Here is a 20,638-nt window from a genome sequence, read left to right as displayed (position 1 = left end):
TCGCCGCCATGACATCGGTGCCGGAACCCGCCCGCCCCGCGGGCCTCCTCGACGCCGGGACGTCGCCCGCCGCGCCCGCCGCGCCGGAGGGGGCGTCCGCGCTGGACGGGCCGCCCGAGGCGGCGCTCGCGCTGGCGCGCCTCCACCTGCGCGGGCACGTCCGGACCTGGCCGGACTGGCGCTCCGCCGGCCTGCCGGGGGCGGTCCGCACCGCGTGGCTGAGCGCCGAGATCGCCGCGGGCCGCGCGGACGTCCGCGAGGAACCGGCGGGCGAACCGCTCTACCAGGCGGTGCGGGCCCTCCGGGCGGCCGACGCGGACGATCCCGGGGCGCTCGTCCGCGACCTCGCCGGACGGCCCGACGCCGTGCCGCGCGCGGAGGCCGTCCGGCTCGCGCGCGAAGCCCTGGACGCCGCGTTGCTGCCGCCCCGCGCCGTCCGGGAGGTCGTGGCGGCGCTCGCCGCGGACGTCCCCGCCGCGCTGCGCGAGCTGGCCGAGCCGTGGGCGGCCCTCGACCCGCTGCCGCACGAGCGGGTGCGCCGCCTCCTCGGCGGCGGTCGGGACGGCGCCGCGATCGAGGTCGCGGCCCGGCACGGGCACCGGGACCTGCTCCTCGGCGTCGCCGCCGACCCGTCCCGCGCCCCGGCGGTGCGGCGGCGGGCGCTCGAACTGCTCGGCGACCTCGCGGACCGCGACGGCCTCGGCGACCTGCTCGGCGTCGCCGCCCAGGACCCGCCGCTGCTCGCCGCGCCCGCCCTCGCATGCCTGCGCGGACTGCACCGGCGCGGCCACTTCCCGGCGGCGCCGCACGTCCCCGCGATCGCCGGGCTCGCCCTTGCCGACCAGAGCGTGCCCGCCGAGGAGATCGCGGTGGTCCTCTTCTCCTGCCGGCACGAGGCGCTGCGGGAACTGGTCCGGCCGGAGCCGCAGGGGGCGGGCGGCGGCTCGTGGGCCCGCCGCCTCGACCTGCTCGTCGCACTCGACACGCAGGGCGCCCCCGGGCTCGGCGTGGCCGGCGCGGTCGCCCGCCTCGCACGCGACGCCGCCGACCCGCGGCCTTTCCTGCGCGCGCTCCGCGAACTGCGGGACCCGGCGGCGGAGGAGACCGTCCTCGCGCTGCTGCCGGACGCGCCCCGGGAGGCGCTCGACGCCCTCGAAGCCGTCGGCGGTCCCCGGACGGCCGCCGCCCTCTGGACCGGGCTCGGCCTGGGCGGGGACGATCCGGACGGGAGCGATCCGGACGGGAGCGATGTCGCCCCGCACCTGTCCGCGCACCGGCACCGCGCGCTGGAACTCCTCTGGCACCTCGACCGCGACCCGGAGCGGCGCAGCGCCCTGCTCGACCGGCTCGACCCCCGCGACCTGCCCCGCCGCGTCGCCGACGACCTCGGCGGACCCGATCCGCGCGAGCTCGCGGTCCTGCGCGCGGCCCCGGACCCCGGCGACCCCGCCGAGGCCCTCGGCCGCCTCGCGCGCAACGGCGACGCCACCACCCTGCCCGCCGTCGCCGACCTGCTCCTGCGCGTCGTGTCCGGCCTGGCCGGAGCGTGGACGCCCGGCGGGCCCGGACCCGAGCCCGCCGTGCCGGACGGCGTCCTGGACGCCGTCCGCGGCCTCGGCGGCCGGCTCTTCCGGCGGGGCGCCATCCGGCCGCGCTGCCTGCTGGACGCCGGGGACGCGCCCGCCGCCGGGAACGCCGTGCTCGCGAGCACGGTCCTCGACCTCCTCGACCGGCCCGGGCTCGTCCCGGCCGAGCGGGCGATCCTGCTCACCGTCCTGCGCGGCGCCCCGTACCGGCGGACGAGGGCGCGGGTCCATCCGCTGCTCCGGCACCGCGACGCGCACGTCCGGGCCCGCGCCGCCGCGCTCTTCGCCACGGACGCGGAGGGCGCCCGGGTGCTGTCGGCGAGCCTGGTCCCGCTCACCTCGGCCGGCGACCCGGCGACCGTCCGGCAGGCGCTGCGCGCTCTGGCCGAGGCCCGCGCGACCTGGGCGGCTCCGGCGATCGCCGCGTGCCTCGACCGTCCCGAGATGAGCGTCAAGAAGGCAGCGGCGGCGGCCCTCGCGGCGGCGGGCGCGCCCGCCGCCGTCCCGAAGGCGCTGTTCTGGCTGGGGCACCACGACAACCCGGGCCTGCGCGAGGACCTGGCGAAGGCGCTCCGCGCCGTGCTGGGAGACGCGTCGGCCGCCGCCGTCCTCGCGGCGGCGGAGCAGGCCACCGACGACCGCACGCGCGCGCTGCTCCGCGCCGCGCTGCCCGCGCTCGCCCCCGGCGTCCCGCCGCCCCATCCCGTGCGGGACGCCCGGAACGCCGACGAGCGACGCGGCGCGGCCCACGGCCGACTTCGGGAGGAGGAGGCCGCCGCCGATGTCCGAGAGCTCGCGGAGCACGGCTGGGACGCCGGCACCGCCCGCCGCGTCCTCGACGCGCGGACGCGCGGCAAGGCGGCCCCCGCGTCGCTGCGTCCGCTGCTGCCCCGCTGGCTGGACCTCGCCGGATCGGACCCGCGCGCGCTCCACCTCGCCGTGGATCTCTGCGTCCCGCCGCGGACGGCGACGGAACTGGAGGTCTTCGCCCGGTCCGCCGCGCTCCTCGTCGAGGCACTGGCCGCCGGCGAGGCGCGCCGCGACGACCCGCCCGGCGCGACAGGGCGACGGCTCCTGGAGCTGGTGAAGGAGGCGGTGCCCCGGCTCGGCGCGGGGGAGAGGTTCCAGGTCGCCGAGCGGGTGCGGGCACTGCCGCCGAGCATGCTGTCGATCACCGTGCTGAGGCTGTGCGGCGCGGTCGTGACGCGCGACGATCTCGAGCGCGCGCTCGCCGCCGCGCGGCACGCCCCCGATCGGGCGGTAAACGAGGAGGCCGTCCTGCGGGAGGCGTTCGCGCAGGACGCGCTGGAGCACGCGACCGCCGCGCGCGAGTCGATCAGGGACGCGGCCCGCGAGCCGGACGAACTGCGGCGCCTCCGTGACGGGCTGCGGTGCCCGTCCCGGGAGGTGCTCGACGCGCTGATCCGGGCCTTCCCGGACGCCCCCGCCGCCGCGCGTCCGTCCCTGCTCGACTGGATGGAGTCGGTGCAGCCGCTCGGGGCCCCGCCGTGGACGCTGGCGGAGCGCCGCGAGGAGCCCGAGGTGCGGACGCCGCGCGCCGGCGACCTCGACCAGCCGCCGTCCATGGCGCAGCGGCGCCGCCTGACGGCCATGCTGGACACCGGCCCGGCCGACCAGCGGGCGAAGGCGGCCCGCGTCCTGCTCGACCGGCCCGAACCGGAGGGCCGGTTCGCCGTCCTCCGCGCGTTCCTGGACGGCCGCGACGGGCTGACGGCCACCCGGGAGCTGGCGCACGTCCTGCTGGAGGCGCCCGAGGTGCCGGACGGTGACCGGTTCGTCCGGCTGGCCGCCCACCTCTACGGAGCCGACCTCGACCGGTTCGTCCCCGCGCTCGTGTCGCGCTGGGAGGGCGGGGACGCCGCCGCCGGGCGGGTACTGCGGCAGGCGTCCGCCGACGCCGTCGCCGGAGAGGTCGCCGAGCGCCTGGCGGACGGCGAGCGGGGCCTGCTCGACCTCGTCGCCGGCCGGAGGCTGACCCGGACCGCGGCGCTCGACCGGGCGCGGCGGCGCCTCCTCGGCGAGGGCCGCGACGACCTGGCGGACCGGCTCGTCCTGGTGGACGGCCCGCTCCGGGCGCCGGGCGCGGCCCGCCGCGACGCGGCCGCGCTGGCGGCGATGCGCGAGCACGAGCCGCCCGCGTCGGGCGAGCCGTCGACGGCGCTGCTGTTCCGGCGGGCGCGGGACGGCGGCGCGAAGGAGGTCCGCCGCGCGCTCGCGCTCCTCGCCGACCGCCGCGCGGAAGGGCTGGAGGACCTGCTCGCCGAGCTGATCGTCCACCGCGAGACGAAGGTGAGGCTGCACGCGCACCGCGTGGCGCGCCGGGTGCTGAGCCGTGCCGCGTACCTGGACCAGACCGTGCGGCTGCTGGACGATCCCGAGCCCGACGTCGTCCGCTCGGCGGTCCGGACCCTGAGCCACGCCGCCTGGACGCCCGCGATCCCGGGGCTGGTCGGCCTGCTCGGCCATCCGCGCCCCCAGGTCCGGCGGGCCGCCGCGGACGGGCTCGTCCGCTTCGGCGCCGCGGCGGTCCCGGCGCTGCGGCACGCCGCCGGGCGCGCCCGTCCCGACCGCCGGTCCCGCTACACCGGCCCGTTGGCCGAGATCGACGAATCGGGGGCATGACGGGGCGCGGGACGCCGAGGGAAGGGACGGCGCCGTGGCGCCGTCCGATGGTGGGGTTTTGCCTACCCCGATCGGCGTGCTGGACCCATCCTCCGCCGCGTTCGCTCTCCGTAGCTTCGTCTCCGGAGGCGCTCCACGGGAGGGGCGCCGGGCGGAGAGGTGAAGGCGATGTTCGGACACAAGGCGCGGGCGGGCGGGACGGCCCCGTCCGGGGGCGAGGCGCTCCGGCTCGAGGACGTCCGGAAGGTGTACGGCGTGGAGGACAACCGGGTGGTCGCGCTCGACGGCGTGTCGCTGTCGCTGCCGGCCGGGTCGTTCACCGCGGTGATGGGCCCGTCCGGTTCGGGCAAGAGCACGCTGCTGCAGTGCGCGGCGGGGCTCGACCGGCCGACCTCCGGCCGGGTCGTGGTGGACGGCGCCGAGCTGTCCGGCGACGGCGAGGCGGCGCTGACGAGGTTCCGCAGGGAGCGGATCGGGTTCGTGTTCCAGCAGTTCAACCTGCTGCCGACGCTGACCGTCATGCAGAACGTGACGCTGCCGCTGAAGCTCGCGGGCCGCCGCGTCGACAAGGCCCGGGCCCGGGACGTCCTCGACCGCGTCGGGCTCGGCGACCGGCTCGGGCACCTCCCGGCGGAGCTGTCGGGCGGGCAGCAGCAGCGGGTCGCGATCGCGCGGGCGCTGGTGACCGAGCCGCGGATCCTGTTCGGCGACGAGCCGACCGGCGCGCTCGACAGCCGCAGCGCCCGCGACGTCCTCGGGCTGCTGCAGGAGGCCGTCCGGGTGTACGGGCGGACGGTGGTGATGGTGACGCACGACCCGGTCGCCGCCGCGCACGCCGACGCGGTGCTGTTCCTCGCGGACGGGCGGATCGTCGGCTACCAGACCGCGCCGACGGCCGAGGCCGTCGCCGAGCGGATGACGCACCTGGCCGACGAGGTCGAGCGGCAGCGGGCCGCCGGCCGTCCCCAGGCGGGGGTGTGAGATGGGCGGGCTGGCACTGCGGTCCCTGCGCAGGCGCGCGGGCGCGTTCACGGCGAGCTTCCTGTCGATGCTCCTCGGTTCGGCGATCATCATGGCGTTCGCCTCGATGTACGACACGGCCGAGGCGAGCGGGGCGACCGGGCAGACCCGGTCCACGCTGGTCACGATGGCGATGGTGGTCGGCGGCTGGGGACTGCTGCTGGTCGTCTTCGCGGTCACCTCCACGCTGACCCTGTCGGTCCGGCAGCGGGCGGCGGAGATGGCGCTGCTGAAGAGCGTCGGCGCGACGCCGGCGCAGATCACCCGGATGATCGCCGGTGAGGCGGCGGCCCTGGCCGCGCTGGCGGCGCTGCTCGGCGCCGTCCCCGGCGCGCTCGGCGGCCGGGCCCTGCTCGGGCTGCTGCACGGCACCCACCAGGTCCCCGGCGACGTGCCGTACGCGTTCGGGACGTTCGCGCTCGGCACCGGCATCGGGGTGACGTTCGTGTCCGCGACGGTCGCCGCGCTGATCACCGCGCGCCGCGCCGCCCGCGTCCGCGTCACCGAGTCGCTGATGGCGGCGGCCGCAGACCCGGGACGGCTCGGCCGCAGGCGCGCGGTCTTCGCCGGGGTGTTCCTGTTCCTCGCGGTGGACGAGGCGGTCGTGACGATGACGATGATGCGCGGCAAGGGCACCGACGCCATGGCGGCGTCCGGGCAGGCCGACATCTTCGCCGCGATCGGGCTGGCGCTCCTCGCGCCGCTGATCGTCCGGCGCGCGACGGCGCTGCTGGCTGGGCCGGTGCGCGCGTTCGGGATCGCCGGGGACCTCGCGGTGACGAACCTGCGGCGCCGGACGGGCGCGATGGCGTCCGCGGTGACCCCGATCATCCTGTTCACCGGCATCGCCGTCGGGACGCTGTTCCTCCAGGCCACGGAGAACGGCGCCATGGACCGGTCGGGCCTCGCCAAGACCGCCGACCAGAAGGGGATCGAGACGCTGAACCTGGTGGTCATCGGGATGGTGGTGCTGTTCGCCGCGATCATGCTGGTGAACACGCTGGTGGCGGCCACCGTGCACCGGCGCCGCGAGTTCGGCCAGGCCCGGCTGGCGGGCGCCACCCCGGCCCAGGTGCTCGGCACGGTGGCGCTGGAGTCGGCGGTGCTGACCGTCGTCGGCGTCGCGTGCGGGACGGTCGCCTCGGTCTTCACGATCATCCCCTTCGCGGTGGCCCGCAAGGGCTCGGCCGTCCCGGACGGGAGCGCCTGGATCTACGCCGGGGTCGTCGCCCTCGCGGCCGCCCTCACCGCGATCACGGCCCTGGCCGCCGCCCGCCGCACCCTCCGCACCCCCGCGGTGGACGCCGTCACCGCCTGACCGGACCTCGTCACCGGACCTCGTCCGCTCGCGGAGAGCCCTCGTCATGGAGCCGTCCATGGCGAGGGCTCGCCGCATGCCGATGCGCCGGGTTATGCTGGGTGAGCACTCACTCATTGGAGGCGGGCATGGACGGAACGGCCGGTGCGGTTCGCGGCGGGCGCCCGCCGGCGGCCGCGATGCGAGCGGCGCTCCGGGGCATCTGGTCGGACGGGCGGCGCGTGGAGCGCGCCTGCTACGCCGTCGGCGGGCTGCTGATGCTCAGCGGCCTGGTCCACCTGCTGGTGTTCGCCGTCGACGGCGGCCCGTGGACCGGGCCCGTCTCCTGGCGCAAGCCCGTCACCTTCGGCCTGTCCTTCGGGCTGACGCTGATCACCATCGCCTGGGTGAGCTCCTCCCTCGACCTCGGCGACCGGGCCCGGCGGGTCCTGCTCGGGGTCTTCGCGGCCGACTGCGTCGCCGAGGTCGCGCTGATCACCCTCCAGGCGTGGCGGCGGGTCCCGTCCCACTTCAACATGGAGACGCCGTTCGACACCGCCGTCTCGCGGATGCTCGCGGCCGGCGGCGCCGTCCTGGTGATCACCCTCGCCGCCCTGACCGCCGCCGCGTTCCGCGCGAACCCCGGCACCGCGCCGAGCATGCGGCTCGCGCTGCGCGCCGGGTTCGCGGCGCTCATGGTCGCGCTGGCGTCCGGCGCCGCGATGATCGCCAGGGGAGTGGCCGAGGTGCAGACCGGCCACCAGCAGGCCGCCTACCACGTCGCCGCCGCCCTCAAGCCCGCGCACTTCGTCACGATGCACGCCGTCCTCGTGCTCCCGGCGCTGGCCTGGCTGCTGACCTTCACCGGGCTCGCCGAGGCGCGCCGCGTCCGGGCGGTCGCGCTCGCCACCGCCGGATACGGCCTCGCGGCCGCCGCCGTGGTGGCCGTCTCCGCCGTCCGGTTCGCCGCCGCCTGAGACGGGCCGCACAACGGGCAGGCCGACCGGTCCGATTCACACCGGGATGCCATACGCTTCCACTTATGGACGAGGTTTCGGCCCGCACTTCCCCGGAGACCGACCCGGCCCCGCCGGGACGGGGCAAGGGCGGCCTGCGGCGCTTCCTGCGGCGCATGGCGTCGAGCAAGGCCGAGCTCGAAGCCGAGGAGCTGCAGAAGACGAGCGGTGACGAGGGCGCCACCCCCATCACCGCATGTTCGGCGCGCAAGCGGCACTGCGTGGCGGGTACGCTGCGTACGGTGACCCTCCGGCCACGGGGCGGCGCCCCCGCGCTGGAGGCCGAGCTCTACGACGGCACCGACGTGATCAACCTGGTCTGGCTCGGCCGGCGGCGCATCGCCGGCATCGACCCGGGCCGCCGGCTGCGCGCCGAGGGCCTGGTCAGCTTCCAGGACGGGCGCAAGGTCATGTTCAACCCGCGGTACGAGCTGCGCGGCGGTTCCTGATCCCGCCCGGCGCGGACGCGCGGGGCGGATCCGGGGACGCGAGGTCGCCCCGCAGCGATACGGCCTGGAGTGCGATGTGAGCGAACGGGAAGCGACAGAGACGGCGGCCGCCACCGGCGCCACCGCGGCGGCGCCCGGCGGCCCCCCGCGCGACCCTGCGCACGACCCTGCGCCGGAGCCGTCCGGGGCGAGCGCCGTCCCGGGCGACGCCCACGACACCGTCGAGGCCGCCGTGCGGGCCCAGCTCAGCAAGGCGCTCGGCGGCGTCCGCGGCATGATCGAGGCCGCCGTCCCCACCATCGGCTTCACCGCGACCTACGTCGCCTCCAAGGACATCAAGCTCGCCGTCGGCGTCGGGATCGGCGCGGCGGTGGTGCTGCTCGTGCTCCGCGTCGCGCAGCGCACCAGCGTCCAGTTCGTGCTGAACAGCCTCGTCGGCATCGCGATCGCGGCGTTCTTCGCGCTCCGCTCCGGCAAGGCCGAGGACGCGTTCCTGCCCGGCATCATGCTGAACGCCGGCTACGCCGCCGCGATGATCTTCTCGATCGTGGTGCGCTGGCCGATCGTCGGGTTCATCATCGGCTCCGTCACCGGCGACCCGACCGCCTGGCGGTCCGACCCCGGCATCGTGCGGCTGTGCTCCCGGCTGACCTGGCTGCTGGTGCTGCCCTGCGCGCTGCGGGTCGCCGTGCAGTACCCGATCTACCTCGCCTCCGGCGACCAGAGCGGGCTGCTCGGCCCCGCGAAGATCGTCATGGGCTGGCCGCTGCAGGTCGCCGCGCTCGCCACGATGGTCTGGCTGCTCGCCCGCGGCCGCACCCCGCTCCCCGCCGGCGAGGACGCCGACGAGCCCGAGAGCGCCTGAGCCGCCGCCCGCCACGGTCCGCCGCCCGACACGGCCCCGCCGACCGGTGCCGACCGGCGGTGCGGGGACGGGCCGCCCGGCCCGTCCCCTGCGCGCCTACCGGCCCCCGAGGAGCTCCGCGAGCTCGTCCTCGACGTCCTGGCTGGCCACGAACATCAGCTCGTCGCCCGGCTCCAGCGTGTCGTCCGGCGTCGGCACCAGCACCCGCCCCTCGCGCAGGATCGCCACCAGCGCCGTGTCGCGCGGCCAGCTCACCGACCCGACCCGCTCGCCGCCGAGCGGCGCGTTGTCCGGCAGCGTCAGCTCCACCAGGTTCGCCTCGCCCTGCCGGAACGTCATCAGCCGGACCAGGTCGCCGACGCTGACGGCCTCCTCGACCAGCGCCGACAGCAGCCGCGGCGTGGACACCGCGACGTCCACCCCCCACGACTCGTTGAACAGCCACTCGTTGTTCGGGTGGTTGATCCGCGCCACCACCCGCGGCACCCCGTACTCGGTCTTGGCGAGCAGCGACACCACCAGGTTGACCTTGTCGTCGCCGGACGAGGCGACCACCACCTGGCAGCGCTCCAGCGCCGCGTCGTCCAGCGCCGAGATCTCGCACGCGTCGGCCAGCAGCCACTCCGCGCGCGGCACCATCTCGACCTTGATGGCCTTCGGGCTCTTGTCGATCAGGAGCACCTCGTGGCCGTTCTCCAGCAGCTCCTGGGCGATGGAGCGGCCCACCGCGCCGGCCCCGGCGATCGCGACCCGCATCAGGCGCCCTCCTCGTTCCGCGCCGCGACGGCGGCGTTGATCCGCTCGACCTCGTCGGCGCGCGCGATGATGTGCACGATGTCGCCGTCCTGGATCACCGTGTTCCGCTCCGGGACGAGCGCCTCGCCCATCCGGGACAGGAACGCCACCCGGCAGTCCGCGTGCTCCTCCAGCGCCCCGACCTTCTCGCCGACCCACAGGTGCCCGGAGTCCAGCTCCGCGAGCAGCACCGCGCCGGTCGGGTCCCGCCACAGCGGCTCGGCGCCCTCGGGCAGCAGCCGGCGCAGGATCTGGTCGGCCGTCCAGCGGACCGTCGCCACCGTGGGGATGCCGAGCCGCTGGTACACCTCGGCGCGGCGGGGGTCGTAGATCCGGGCCACCACGTTGTCGACGCCGAACGTCTCGCGGGCCACCCGCGCGGAGATGATGTTGGAGTTGTCGCCGCTGCTGACGGCCACGAACGCGTCCGCGTTCTCGATGCCCGCCTCGACGATCACATCGCGGTCGAACCCGAAGCCGGTGATGCGCCGGCCCTTGAAGCCGCTGCGCAGCCGGCGGAACGCCTCCGGGCTCTGGTCGATGATGGCCACGGTATGGCCCTTGTCCTCGAGGATGTGGGCGAGCGTCGACCCGACCCGCCCGCAGCCCATGATCACGATATGCACGGCCGTTCCTTCTTCCGTCCAGGGGGACGTCCCCCCTGTACCCCCCGCGCCGTGCACGGCATCCGCCGCCGGTCCGCCGACGCCGTGCTGCACCCGAGGATCGCTTTCCTGAATGATCCCTGCCGGGCTGCAAAACTACACATCCGCCCAGGCGAGCACTACCCGGTGGCCCAGACGGCGGGGCCGGGCAGGCGCATCTGGCGGACGGGCTAGGCTCTCCTTCCGTGTCAAAGGTTCCGGACCTTGCGAAGCGGCTCATCCTGGGCCGCGCTCTGAGCAGCGCCCAGCAGCACGAACAGTTGCTGAAGAAGAGGGTCGCGCTGCCGATCTTCGCCAGCGACGCCCTCTCCTCCGTCGCGTACGCCCCCCAGGAGATCCTGCTCGCGCTCGCCGCCGCGGGTCTCGTGACCTACCACTACACCCCCTGGGTCGCCGCCGCCGTCGTGGTGATCCTGCTCACCGTCGTCGCGTCGTACCGCCAGAACGTCCGGGCCTACCAGAGCGGGGGCGGCGACTTCGAGGTCGCCACCACCAACCTCGGCGGGAACTGGGGCGTGGTCGTCGCCAGCGCCCTGCTCGTCGACTACGTCATGACCGTCGCGGTCTCGGTGTCGTCCGGTGTGGAGAACCTCGGCGCCCTGCTGAAGTTCATGCAGCCGCACGAGGTGGCCGTCGCCATCGCCATCGTCGTGCTGCTCACGATCGGGAACCTGCGCGGCCTCAAGGAGGCCGGGGTCGCGTTCGCGGTCCCGACCTACCTGTTCATGTTCTCCATCACGGCCATGCTGCTGTGGGGCCTCGGCCGGCTGGTCCTCGGCGCGCAGCTCGACGCGGAGACCGCGCACTACCAGATCCGCGGGGACGAGACGGGCGTCGCCGGGTTCGCGCTGGTGTTCCTGCTGCTCAGAGCCTTCTCGTCCGGCTGTGCCGCGCTGACCGGCGTCGAGGCGATCAGCAACGGCGTGCCGGCGTTCCGCAAGCCCAAGGGCGAGAACGCCGCCAAGACGCTGCTGGCGCTCGGGGTCGTCGCGATGACGATGTTCGGCGGGGTGACCGCGTTCGCCTACATCACGCACGCCAAGTTCGCCTCGCCCGACCAGGGCAGCCACCTGGTCAACCCCGCCACCGGCCGGGAGGTCACCGACGCCGACCCGGTGATCGCGCAGGTCGCGCACACCGTGTTCAGCAACTTCCAGGTCGGGTTCGGGCTGGTCACCACGATGACGGCGCTGATCCTGTTCCTCGCCGCGAACACCGCGTTCAACGGGTTCCCGGTGCTGGCGTCCGTGCTCGCGCAGAACCGGTACCTGCCCCGCCAGCTGCACACCCGCGGCGACCGCCTCGCCTTCAGCAACGGCATCATCATCCTCGCCACCATGGCCGGGCTGCTGATCTACGCCTACGACGCGTCCGTCAGCCGGCTGATCCCGCTGTACACGGTCGGCGTGTTCGTCTCGTTCACGGTCAGCCAGGTCGGCATGGTCCGGCACTGGAACCGGCTGCTCGCCACCGAGACCGACCAGGCGCAGCGGCGGCGGATGCGCACGTCCCGCGCCATCAACGCCTTCGGCGCCACGCTCACCGGCATCGTCCTCGTGGTCGTGCTGCTCACCAAGTTCCTGCTCGGCGCCTACATCGTCTGCATCGCGATGCCGCTGCTGTTCCTGCTGATGCGGGCGATCCGCCGGCACTACGACCGGGTCGCCGAGGAGCTGGTGCCCTCCGGCGAGGATGTGGCGCTGCCCGCCCGCAACCACGCCATCGTCCTGGTCTCCAAGATCCACAAGCCGACGCTGCGGGCGCTGGCGTACGCCCGCGCGACCCGCCCGTCCTCGCTGGAGGCCGTCACGGTCGCGGTCGACGCCGAGGAGTCCAACCGGCTCCAGGAGGAGTGGGACGCCCTCGACATCCCGGTCCCGCTGAAGATCCTCGACTCCCCGTACCGGGAGATCACCCGGCCCGTCCTCGCCTACGTCAAGAGCGTCCGGCGCCGCAGCCCCCGCGACGTCGTCACGGTCTTCATCCCCGAGTACGTCGTCGGCCGCTGGTGGGAGCAGCTGCTGCACAACCAGAGCGCGCTGCGGCTGAAGGGCCGGCTGCTGTTCCAGCCCGGCGTCATGGTCACCAGCGTCGCCTGGCAGCTGCACTCCTCCGACCGGCTGAAGGGCCGGGTGGAGCCGCCGGGGCCGGGCGCGTCCCGGCGTCCGCCGCGGGTCGAAGCGCGCCCGCCCGGCGGTAGTGTTTCGGACCGTGAGTGAAACCGACGGAGTCGGCCCGGGGGGCAGGTCCCCCTCGCGAGGTACCGATTCGAACCCCGATGTCCCCGATGTCCCCGAGATCCTCGAACTGGAGGTCGGCAACGTCGCCAACGGGGGGTTCTGCGTCGCCCGGCACGAGGGCCGCGTGGTGTTCGTCCGGCACGCGCTGCCGGGCGAGCGGGTGCGGGCCCGGGTCACCGACCGCACCAAGAACTTCCTGCGCGCCGACGCCGTGGAGGTCCTCGACGCGTCCCCGGACCGGGTCGAGCCGCCCTGCCCGTTCGCCGGCCCCGGCCGCTGCGGCGGCTGCGACTGGCAGCACGCATCGCTGCCCGCGCAGCGCGCCCTCAAGGCCGCCGTCGTCGAGGAGCAGCTGAGCCGGCTCGCCGGGATCACCCGCACGGTCGTCGTCGAGGAGGTCCCGTACCCCGTCGACGGCGAGGTGGTGCCGCCGCCGGGCCTCGGCTGGCGCACCCGGGTCCAGTTCTCCGTCGACGGCGGCGCGGTCGGGCTGCGCCGGCACCGCTCGCACGACATCGAGCCGGTCGACGAGTGCCTGATCGCGCACCCGGGCGTCGAGCTGATGGGCATCGAGCGCAAGCGCTGGCCCGGCGCGTCCGGCGTCGAGGGCATCGTGTCCGCCACCACCGGCGACCGGCTCGTGGTGCTGCGCGGCCGGGACCGCCGCAAGATCCGGGTGCCCCGGCTGGACGTGCCGGTCCGGCTGGTGCGCGGCAAGCCCGAGCCGGGATCGAACCCGCCGTACGTCCGCGAGAGCGTCTCCGGCCGGATGTTCCAGGTCAGCGGCAGCGGGTTCTGGCAGGTCCACCCGGGCGCCGCGCAGCTGCTCGCCGACGCCGTCGTGGACGCGCTGGAGCCCAAGCCGGGCGACATCGCCCTCGACCTGTACTGCGGCGTCGGCCTGTTCGCCGGCGTCCTCGCCGACCGGATCGGTCCCGACGGCCTCGTCGTCGGCGTCGAGTCCGACGGGCAGGCGGTCCGGGACGCCCGGTTCAACCTGCGGGACCTGAAGAACGTCTCGATCGAGCGCGGCGCCGTCGAGGAGGTCATCGCCGAGCTGGAGTTCGGCAAGGCGTCCGGCGGCGGCAAGGCGCAGAACAAGCGCGGCGGCGGCCACCACCAGGCCGCCTCCCGGGTCCGCCGGGCCGACGTCGTCGTCCTCGACCCGCCCCGCACCGGCGCGGGCCGCGACGTCGTCGAGCAGATCACCCGGCTCGCCGGCCGCAAGATCGCGTACGTGTCCTGCGACCCCGCCACCCTCGCCCGCGACCTCGGCTACTTCGGCGAGCGCGGCTGGACGCTGGAGACCCTGCGCGCCTTCGACGCTTTCCCGATGACCCAGCACGTGGAGTGCCTCGCGACGCTGGTCAGGGGCTGACCGCCCGCGCCCGGAAAACCGGTTGCGGGCGCTGGTTACCGTGGGCGCATGACCGATCTGGAGATCAGGGACGTCCCCGAGGACGGCCTGGACGGCATGATCGACTTCTCCGGCCTGGTGTTCCACCAGCGCATCCGCGAGCGCGACCTGGAACGCTGGCGGTGGATGATGCGCCGGGCCGAACGCGTCGGCGCCTGGTCCGGCGGTGTCCGGGCGGGGCAGCTCGCCGCGCTGCCGATGCGGCTGGCCGTGCCGGGCGGGACGGTCGGCTGCTCCGCGATCACCGCGGTCGGCGTGCTGCCGACGCACCGCCGCCGCGGCGTGCTGTCGGCGATGATCGAGCGGATGCACGCGGACGCGGTCGCCGCGGGCCGCCCGGTCGCGGCCCTGTGGGCGTCCGAGGGCGCGATCTACGGCCGCTACGGCTTCGGCCTCGCGGACCGGGCCGTCGAGCTGGAGGTCGACACCTCCCGCCCGCTGGAACTGCGCACCGAGCCCGACCCGCGGCCGCTGCGGCTGGTCGAGCCCGGGGAGGCGCCCGCCGTGCTCGCCCCGATCCACGAGGCCGCCCTGTCCCGCCGTCCGGGCGGGCTGGTGCGCGACGGCGAGTGGTGGTCCCGCAACGTCCTGCCCGAGGAGGAGCTGAGCGACGAGCGTCTCACCGAGCCGCGCGTCGTCGTGCACCCCGAGGGCTACGCGATCTACCGGACGGGGCAGGGCACCGTGCGGCTGGAGGACCTCGTCGCCGCGGACGCCCGGGTCGAGGCCGCGCTGTGGCGGTACCTCGCCGGGATCGACCTGACGTCGCGGATCAAGGCGCCGAGCCGGCCGGTGGACGACCTGCTGCCGCACATGGCCGCGGACCCGGACCAGGTCAGGGTGACGGGCGAGTACGGCGCGCTGTGGCTGCGGCTGGTCGACGTCCCGGCCGCGCTCCGGGCCCGGTCCTGGGCGTCCGGTGACGGGTTCGTGCTGGACGTCGCGGACGCCCGCATCCCCGCGAACCACGGCCGCTGGCGCCTGACCACCGGGGCCGCGCCCGGCTGCGAGCCCACCGCCGACGCGCCGGACCTGTCACTGGGCGTCGCGGACCTCGGCGCCGTCTACCTCGGCGGCGCCAGGCTGAGCACGCTGGTCCGCATCGGGGCGGTCACCGAGCACACGCCGGGCGCCGCCGCGCGCCTGGACGCCGCCCTCGCCGTCCCGCTGGCCCCCTACACCAACGACGACTTCTGACGTCGAGCCGCTGCGTGCGGTCGTGATGAGCGACCCATGACGACGGCACGCCGTGACCCGGCGGGGCGGCGCCGGGCGGATCAGCGCCAGAAGAAGACCTTGGCGCTTCCTCCGGTGGCGACCTTCGCGGCGCCGGAGCCGTGCTGGACGATCTGGAACCGCACCCGGTAGCCGTCGCCCACGGTGTCGGCGCCCAGCGAGTACACGAGGTTGGTCTTGTCGCCGGCCGACACGTAGTCCTGCACGGGCCCGCCGGTCACCTTGCTGTCGTCCTTGGCGTCGACCTCGACCGCGCGGGCCTGGATCAGCGTGCCCGCGGGCACCCCGGTGACCGTGACGGCGACGGTCAGCGCGTAGCGGGCGGACCCCCACAGGATGCTGGGGCCGCCCGCGTCGCTGTGCTGGTGCTCGGAGTCGGCGTAGTCGTGCTGCCAGCTGACGTTGGTCCACTGGCCGGAGGGCAGCTGCTGCTCCTTGGTCGTGCCGACGGACACGTAGCTCGGCATGTCGTCGTTCTCCTTCTCGGGCGAGACGCCGACGCGCCACTGCCCGTAGTCGCTCTTGACGGCGCGGTCGTAGTCGAGGCCGACGCCGTTGATGGTGTGGTCGTTGGAGTACTGCTGGAGCTGGGCGCGCGCGTCCCAGCGGCCGCCGGACCAGGCGTAGGTCTGCCACCCGTAGGCGATCTTCCCGGCGTCGAACGCCCGGTTGACCGGCCCGTACCCGGCGTACAGGCCGACGCGGTCGCGGCCGAGGACGGACGCCGCGCCGTCCAGGTAGGCGTTGATCGAGCTCTGCTGGGAGGACGAGGCGTCCCAGTCGACCGCGAAGTAGATCGGCCGGTCGTCCGGCATCCCGCACGCCTTGGCCTGGCTCGCGGCGGCCTGCGCGTCGGCGGTCCCCGCGGCCTTGCCGTCCAGCGCCCGGTTGGCGGCCGTCTCCCACACCACCACCAGCCACAGGCCCGCCGCCGACAGCTCGTCCGCCTCGGCGCGGGTCAGGTTCTTGCCGGTGGTGTCGTGCGAGAGGTAGCGGCACGCGAACGTCGCCCCGGCGCGTTTCAGCGCGGACGCGCCGGGGCGTCCCCACGCGTAGTCGACGCCGAAGACTGCCATGTCAACTCCATGATTCGGATCCAGGTCATTGCCGATTCAACAGCTTGTGCCCTTTTCGTCGCAGGAGATTCCCGAGGTTGGATCGCCCAGAACGGACCAGTCCGCCCGTTGTGACTCTCCGTCACGACACGCCCGCGTTGCGCTAGCGCCTTTACCTGCGGCTCGCTACAACGGACCTGTCCGCTACGAAGGTGCAGGTCACAGGAGGTTTCAGGATGATCCGGAGGATGACGGGGCGCGTCGGCGCGCGGAGGCTCGCGGTGCTCGCGGCCGTGCCGCTGCTGGGCGTCGTGCCGCCCGTGGGCGCGGCCGCGCGGGCCGACGGCCCCGGCCCGTCGGGCCACAAGGGGGAGCACGGCCCCCAAGGCAAGGGCAAGGGGCAGGGGCACAAGGGCAAAGGCAAGGGCCGGGCCCGCCCGGCGCCGCATCGGAAGCCCGTCAAGCAGCAGAAGAAGGCCAGGTCGGTGCGGCTGCACACCAGCGGTCCCGGGCAGGCCGTGCTGCCCGGCCGCACGTACGACTGGCCGTTCGCGGTGACGGCGAAGGGGCCGGGGAAGGCGGGCCGCGCGGTGGTGCGCGCGACGCTGCCGAAGTCGCTGGAGTTCGTGTCGGGGCGGCGCGACTGCGCGGTGAGCGGGTGGACGGTCGAGTGCGATCTCGGCGCCGTGCGGCCCGGTGAGACGGTCGCCGGGACGATCCGTGCGAAGGTCGCCCGGCGCGCCCGGCCGGGCGAGGCGCTCCGGATCCCCGCGACGGCGACGTGGCGCGGGCAGCGCGCCGCCGCGAGCTTCCCGGTGGTGCGCGTCGCCCGGACGGCGGACCTCGTCCTGGAGAAGACCGCGCCGGCGACCGCGCGGGCCGGCGCGCCGATCTCCTACCGGCTGAAGGTCGCCAACCGGGGTCCGGCCGCGGCCGAGAACGTGTTCGTCCACGCGTCGGGACCGGTGCGGCTGCTCGTCGGGAACGCCGCGTGCGTCCCCGAGCAGCGGGGCTTCGTGTGCGGGGTCGGCTCGCTGCGGCCCGGCGAGACGCGGACGCTGCGCTTCAAGGTGCTGCCGGCCGGGAACGTCCGGACCGGGAGGGTGCTCGTGTACGGCTCGCGGGTCACGTCGTCGACCATCGACCCGCACCCCGGCAACAATTCCGCGACCGTGCGCACCAGGATGACGGCGAAGAAGGGCCCCGCGAAGAAGGGCCCCGTGAAGAAGAGCCCTGTGAAGAAGGGCCACGCCGAGCAGGCCGGGGGCAAGAAGCACGCGCCGAAGCAGGCGCAGGCGGGGGCGCCCCAGTCCAAGCGGGCGGCGCAGAAGTAGGTCCGGTGGCGCGGGCCGGGGCGCGGACGTACGAGGATGGACCCATGCGTCTACGGATCTTCACCGAGCCCCAGCAGGGGGCGAGCTACGAAACACTGCTGTCGGTCGCCAAGGCGGCGGAGGACCTCGGCTTCGACGCGTTCTTCCGCTCCGACCACTACACCAAGATGGGAGACGTGTCGGGCGAGCCGGGCCCGACCGACTCGTGGGTCACGCTCGGCGCGCTGGCCCGCGAGACGAGCCGGATCCGGCTCGGCACCCTGGTGACGGCCGGGACGTTCCGCTACCCGGGGCCGCTGGCCATCTCGGTCGCGCAGGTGGACCAGATGAGCGGTGGCCGCGTCGACTTCGGCATCGGGACGGGCTGGTTCGAGGAGGAGCACGTCCACTACGGCATCCCGTTCCCCAGCCTGAACGAGCGGTTCGAGCGGCTGGAGGAGCAGATCCGGATCGTCACCGGGCTGTGGGGCACGCCGGACGGCGAGACGTTCTCCTTCGCCGGGAGGCACTACACGCTGAAGGACTCGCCCGCGTTGCCGAAGCCGGCGCAGGCGGGCGGCCCGCCGGTGATCCTCGGCGGGTTCGGGCCGAAGCGGACGCCGCGCCTGGCCGCCGCCTACGCCGACGAGTACAACGTGCCGTTCCACCAGGTCGAGGACACCGGGGGCGCGTTCGACCGGGTCCGGGCCGCCTGCCGGGAGGCCGGGCGGACCAGGCCGATGGTGTACTCCGCCGCGCAGGTGGTCTGCTGCGGGCGGGACGAGGCGGAGATCGCGCGCCGCGCCGACGCCATCGGCCGCCGCGTCGACGAGCTGCGGGACAACGGCCTGGCGGGCACCCCCGCCGAGGTCGTGGAGAAGATCGGGCGGTTCGGGGAGCTGGGCGCCGAGCGGCTCTACCTGCAGGTCCTCGATCTGAGCGACCTGGAGCACCTGGAGCTGCTGGCGTCGGAGGTGCTGGCCAAGGTGTGACCGGCGCCGCTCCGCCGCCCGTCCGTCGAGGCGGGCCCGGTACGGCTGAAGGCCCGCGGCGGGACGTGCGCTTCGTGGTGGAGCGCTCGTCCTCGCCGCGGGCCTTTCTCCGGGGTTGCCGGGCCGGGGCGCAGGACCGCGGGCCGCCGGCCGCGGGACGCGCGACGCCGGGCCGGGAGCCGCCGGAGCCGTGGGGCCGCCGGGGCGGGCGTCAGGCGATCGCGGGCTGCGCGCCGCCGCCGGCGGCGTCCTGCGGGCGGGCGTGCCTCGGCAGCAGGAACACGGCCAGGAAGGTCAGGCCCAGCATGCCGACCACGATCCACAGCGTGATCTTCATGGCGCCGGTGAAGCCGACCTCGGCGGCGTGCGCCGCGTCCGCCGCGACCGCCTTCCGGATCGCGGGGGCGGAGGCGGGCGCCGCGGCGATCGCCGCCTTGACGTCCTCCTGCATCCGCGCGCAGGACGGCGGCACGGCCTCGGCGTCCTTGGCGGTGGCCCGGTCGTGGCCGCACGCGCGCAGCCCCGTCACGATGCGCTCCTGCTGCGCGGCCGGGACGGACGCGGCGGTGAGCCGTCCCCGCAGCGCGGCCGACCCGTCGTCGGCGGCGGTGGCGACGTGGCCGCCGAGCAGCCCGAAGAAGATCGTGCCGAGGACGGCGGCGCCGAGCGAGCTGCCGAGCTGCTGGACCGCGGTGAGGGTGCCGCCGGCCGAGCCGGCCTCCTCGGGCTCGACGCCCGCCAGGGCGGTGTCGAAGAACGGGGCCATCAGCAGCCCCATGCCGAGCCCGGTGACGGTCAGGGCCGGGACGAGCTGCCACGGGGTGACGCCGGTGCCCGCGAGCTGCAGCGTGAGGAACATCCCGGCGATGCCGGCCGCCATGACGAGGGTGCCCGCCTGGATGACGGTGCGGCCGAACCGCTGGACGGCCTGGGCCGCGCCGAAGCCGAGGACGACGCCGGCCGACCACGGGATCTGCGACAGGCCGGCCTTGAGCGGGGAGAAGCCGAGGCCGAGCTGGAAGAACAGCGAGAGCACGAGGCCGGTGCCCGCCATGGCGCTGAAGAAGACGACGCCGACGACGAGCCCGCCGGTGAAGCCGCGCTTGCGGAACAGGCTCGGGATGATCAGCGGGTCGCCGCCGGCCCGCTGCTTGCGCGTCTCGTACCAGGCGAAGACCGCCCAGACGGCCAGGGACGCGGCGATCATCGCGAAGGTCCAGGCGGGCCAGTCCAGCTCGCGGCCCTGCACCAGCGGGTAGATCATCAGCCCGGCGCCGAGGGAGGCCAGCGCGGCGCCGGTGAGGTCGAGCCGGGTGGCCTGCGGGGACCGCCCGGCGGGCAGGAAGCGCAGCCCGGCGAGCACGGCGGCCAGGCCGAGCGGCAGGTTGATCAGGAAGATCATCCGCCAGCCGGTGCCCCACAGGTCGGCGTCGATCAGCCAGCCGGCCAGCACCGGACCGCCGACCGACGACAGGCCCATGACCGGGCCGAACGCGCCGAACGCGGCGCCCATCTCCTTCTCGCTGAACATCTGCTTGATCATGCCGATGCCCTGCGGCAGCATCAGCGCGCCGAACAGGCCCTGCGCCAGCCGGGCGCCGATCAGCATGCCGGGCGAGACCGCCACGCCGCACAGCAGCGAGCCGGCGGTGAAGCCGGCCGCGCCGACGAGGAACATCTGCTTGCGGCCGTACAGGTCGCCGAGCCTGCCGCCGGTGATGACGCCGACCGCCATGGCGAGGGTGTAACCGGCCGCGAGCCACTGGATGGTGGCGGCGGAGCCGCCCAGCTCGGCGCGGATGGTGGGGGCGGCGATGTTGGTGATCAGGGAGTCCAGCATGTCCATGATCTCGCCGGCGAGGATCACGAAGAGGGCGGCCCAGCGCCAGCGGTAGCCGGCCGTGCCGGTGGCCCCCGCGGGGGTCTGCAGTGTCTCGGTCATCTCGTCTCCATCGGGGGAACACTGTTCGTAGCTACGAACACCGTTCTATGATGGGAACGACGTTCGTGTCAAATACGATGTTCGTAGCGCGGTTTTGTCTCTCAGGT

The 20,638-nt window shown here is 75.1% G+C and carries 15 protein-coding genes; 11 read left to right on the top strand and 4 right to left on the bottom strand.

Annotation, left to right across the window (positions count from 1 at the left end; all coding sequences use genetic code 11):
* Positions 1-8: 8 nt before the first annotated feature.
* The 6 genes from J4557_RS11810 to J4557_RS11785 all read left to right on the top strand — a co-directional run bounded on the left by J4557_RS11810 (position 9) and on the right by J4557_RS11785 (position 8,876).
* Positions 9-4,229 carry a HEAT repeat domain-containing protein gene (locus tag J4557_RS11810; protein WP_208266548.1) on the top strand — a complete coding sequence of 1,407 codons (4,221 nt, stop codon included), beginning with the start codon at positions 9-11 and terminating at the stop codon, positions 4,227-4,229.
* A gap of 168 nt (positions 4,230-4,397) precedes the next feature.
* A complete protein-coding gene (locus tag J4557_RS11805; RefSeq protein ID WP_208266547.1) occupies positions 4,398-5,210 on the top strand; it encodes an ABC transporter ATP-binding protein in 813 nt (270 codons plus the stop codon).
* Between the two features lies 1 nt (position 5,211).
* Positions 5,212-6,567 carry an FtsX-like permease family protein gene (locus J4557_RS11800; protein WP_208266546.1) on the top strand — a complete coding sequence of 452 codons (1,356 nt, stop codon included), beginning with the start codon at positions 5,212-5,214 and terminating at the stop codon, positions 6,565-6,567.
* 128 nt (positions 6,568-6,695) lie between these two features.
* A complete protein-coding gene (locus tag J4557_RS11795; protein WP_208266545.1) occupies positions 6,696-7,523 on the top strand; it encodes a hypothetical protein in 828 nt (275 codons plus the stop codon).
* A gap of 65 nt (positions 7,524-7,588) precedes the next feature.
* Complete coding sequence (locus J4557_RS11790; protein WP_208266544.1) at positions 7,589-8,011, top strand: OB-fold nucleic acid binding domain-containing protein; 423 nt, start codon at positions 7,589-7,591, stop codon at positions 8,009-8,011.
* Between the two features lie 76 nt (positions 8,012-8,087).
* On the top strand, positions 8,088-8,876 hold the full coding sequence (locus J4557_RS11785) for a DUF3159 domain-containing protein (RefSeq protein ID WP_208266543.1): 789 nt from the start codon (positions 8,088-8,090) through the stop codon (positions 8,874-8,876).
* Between the two features lie 96 nt (positions 8,877-8,972).
* Here the strand turns inward: J4557_RS11785 and J4557_RS11780 are convergent, their stop codons facing one another.
* Positions 8,973-9,632, bottom strand: coding sequence for a potassium channel family protein (locus tag J4557_RS11780; RefSeq protein WP_151545913.1), 660 nt, complete (start codon positions 9,630-9,632; stop codon positions 8,973-8,975).
* Positions 9,632-10,297, bottom strand: a complete 666-nt coding sequence (locus tag J4557_RS11775; protein ID WP_151545914.1) for a potassium channel family protein — start codon at positions 10,295-10,297, stop codon at positions 9,632-9,634. Before J4557_RS11775 ends, J4557_RS11780 begins: the two co-directional genes overlap by 1 nt.
* A 224-nt stretch (positions 10,298-10,521) precedes the next feature.
* On the opposite strand from J4557_RS11775, the gene J4557_RS11770 reads away from it, so the two are divergent.
* The 3 genes from J4557_RS11770 (at position 10,522) to J4557_RS11760 (ending at position 15,190) form a co-directional block, all read left to right on the top strand.
* Positions 10,522-12,555: an APC family permease gene (locus tag J4557_RS11770; RefSeq protein ID WP_208266542.1), complete on the top strand. Its 2,034-nt coding sequence runs from the start codon at positions 10,522-10,524 to the stop codon at positions 12,553-12,555.
* A gap of 79 nt (positions 12,556-12,634) precedes the next feature.
* Positions 12,635-13,954: a class I SAM-dependent RNA methyltransferase gene (locus tag J4557_RS11765; RefSeq protein WP_208266825.1), complete on the top strand. Its 1,320-nt coding sequence runs from the start codon at positions 12,635-12,637 to the stop codon at positions 13,952-13,954.
* A gap of 48 nt (positions 13,955-14,002) precedes the next feature.
* A complete protein-coding gene (locus J4557_RS11760; RefSeq protein ID WP_208266541.1) occupies positions 14,003-15,190 on the top strand; it encodes a GNAT family N-acetyltransferase in 1,188 nt (395 codons plus the stop codon).
* An 80-nt stretch (positions 15,191-15,270) separates the two neighbouring features.
* On the opposite strand, the gene J4557_RS11755 is transcribed toward J4557_RS11760, so the two are convergent.
* Positions 15,271-16,305, bottom strand: coding sequence for a glycoside hydrolase domain-containing protein (locus J4557_RS11755; RefSeq protein WP_208266540.1), 1,035 nt, complete (start codon positions 16,303-16,305; stop codon positions 15,271-15,273).
* A gap of 227 nt (positions 16,306-16,532) precedes the next feature.
* On the opposite strand from J4557_RS11755, the gene J4557_RS11750 reads away from it, so the two are divergent.
* The gene (locus J4557_RS11750; RefSeq protein ID WP_208266539.1) at positions 16,533-17,618 is read left to right on the top strand and encodes a DUF11 domain-containing protein; all 1,086 of its coding nucleotides are present in this window, start codon (positions 16,533-16,535) and stop codon (positions 17,616-17,618) included.
* A gap of 44 nt (positions 17,619-17,662) precedes the next feature.
* Positions 17,663-18,589, top strand: a complete 927-nt coding sequence (locus J4557_RS11745) for an LLM class F420-dependent oxidoreductase (RefSeq protein WP_208266538.1) — start codon at positions 17,663-17,665, stop codon at positions 18,587-18,589.
* A 211-nt stretch (positions 18,590-18,800) separates the two neighbouring features.
* Here J4557_RS11745 and J4557_RS11740 read toward each other — a convergent pair whose 3' ends face one another.
* Positions 18,801-20,531 (bottom strand): MFS transporter, encoded by a 1,731-nt coding sequence (locus J4557_RS11740; RefSeq protein WP_208266537.1) that lies wholly within the window; start codon positions 20,529-20,531, stop codon positions 18,801-18,803.
* Positions 20,532-20,638 lie beyond the last annotated feature (107 nt).

The organism is Actinomadura nitritigenes, from assembly GCF_017573545.1.
Lineage (GTDB): Bacteria > Actinomycetota > Actinomycetes > Streptosporangiales > Streptosporangiaceae > Spirillospora > Spirillospora nitritigenes.
Note: the sequence above shows the minus strand (reverse complement) of the source record. Positions and strands in the feature narration are given on the sequence as shown.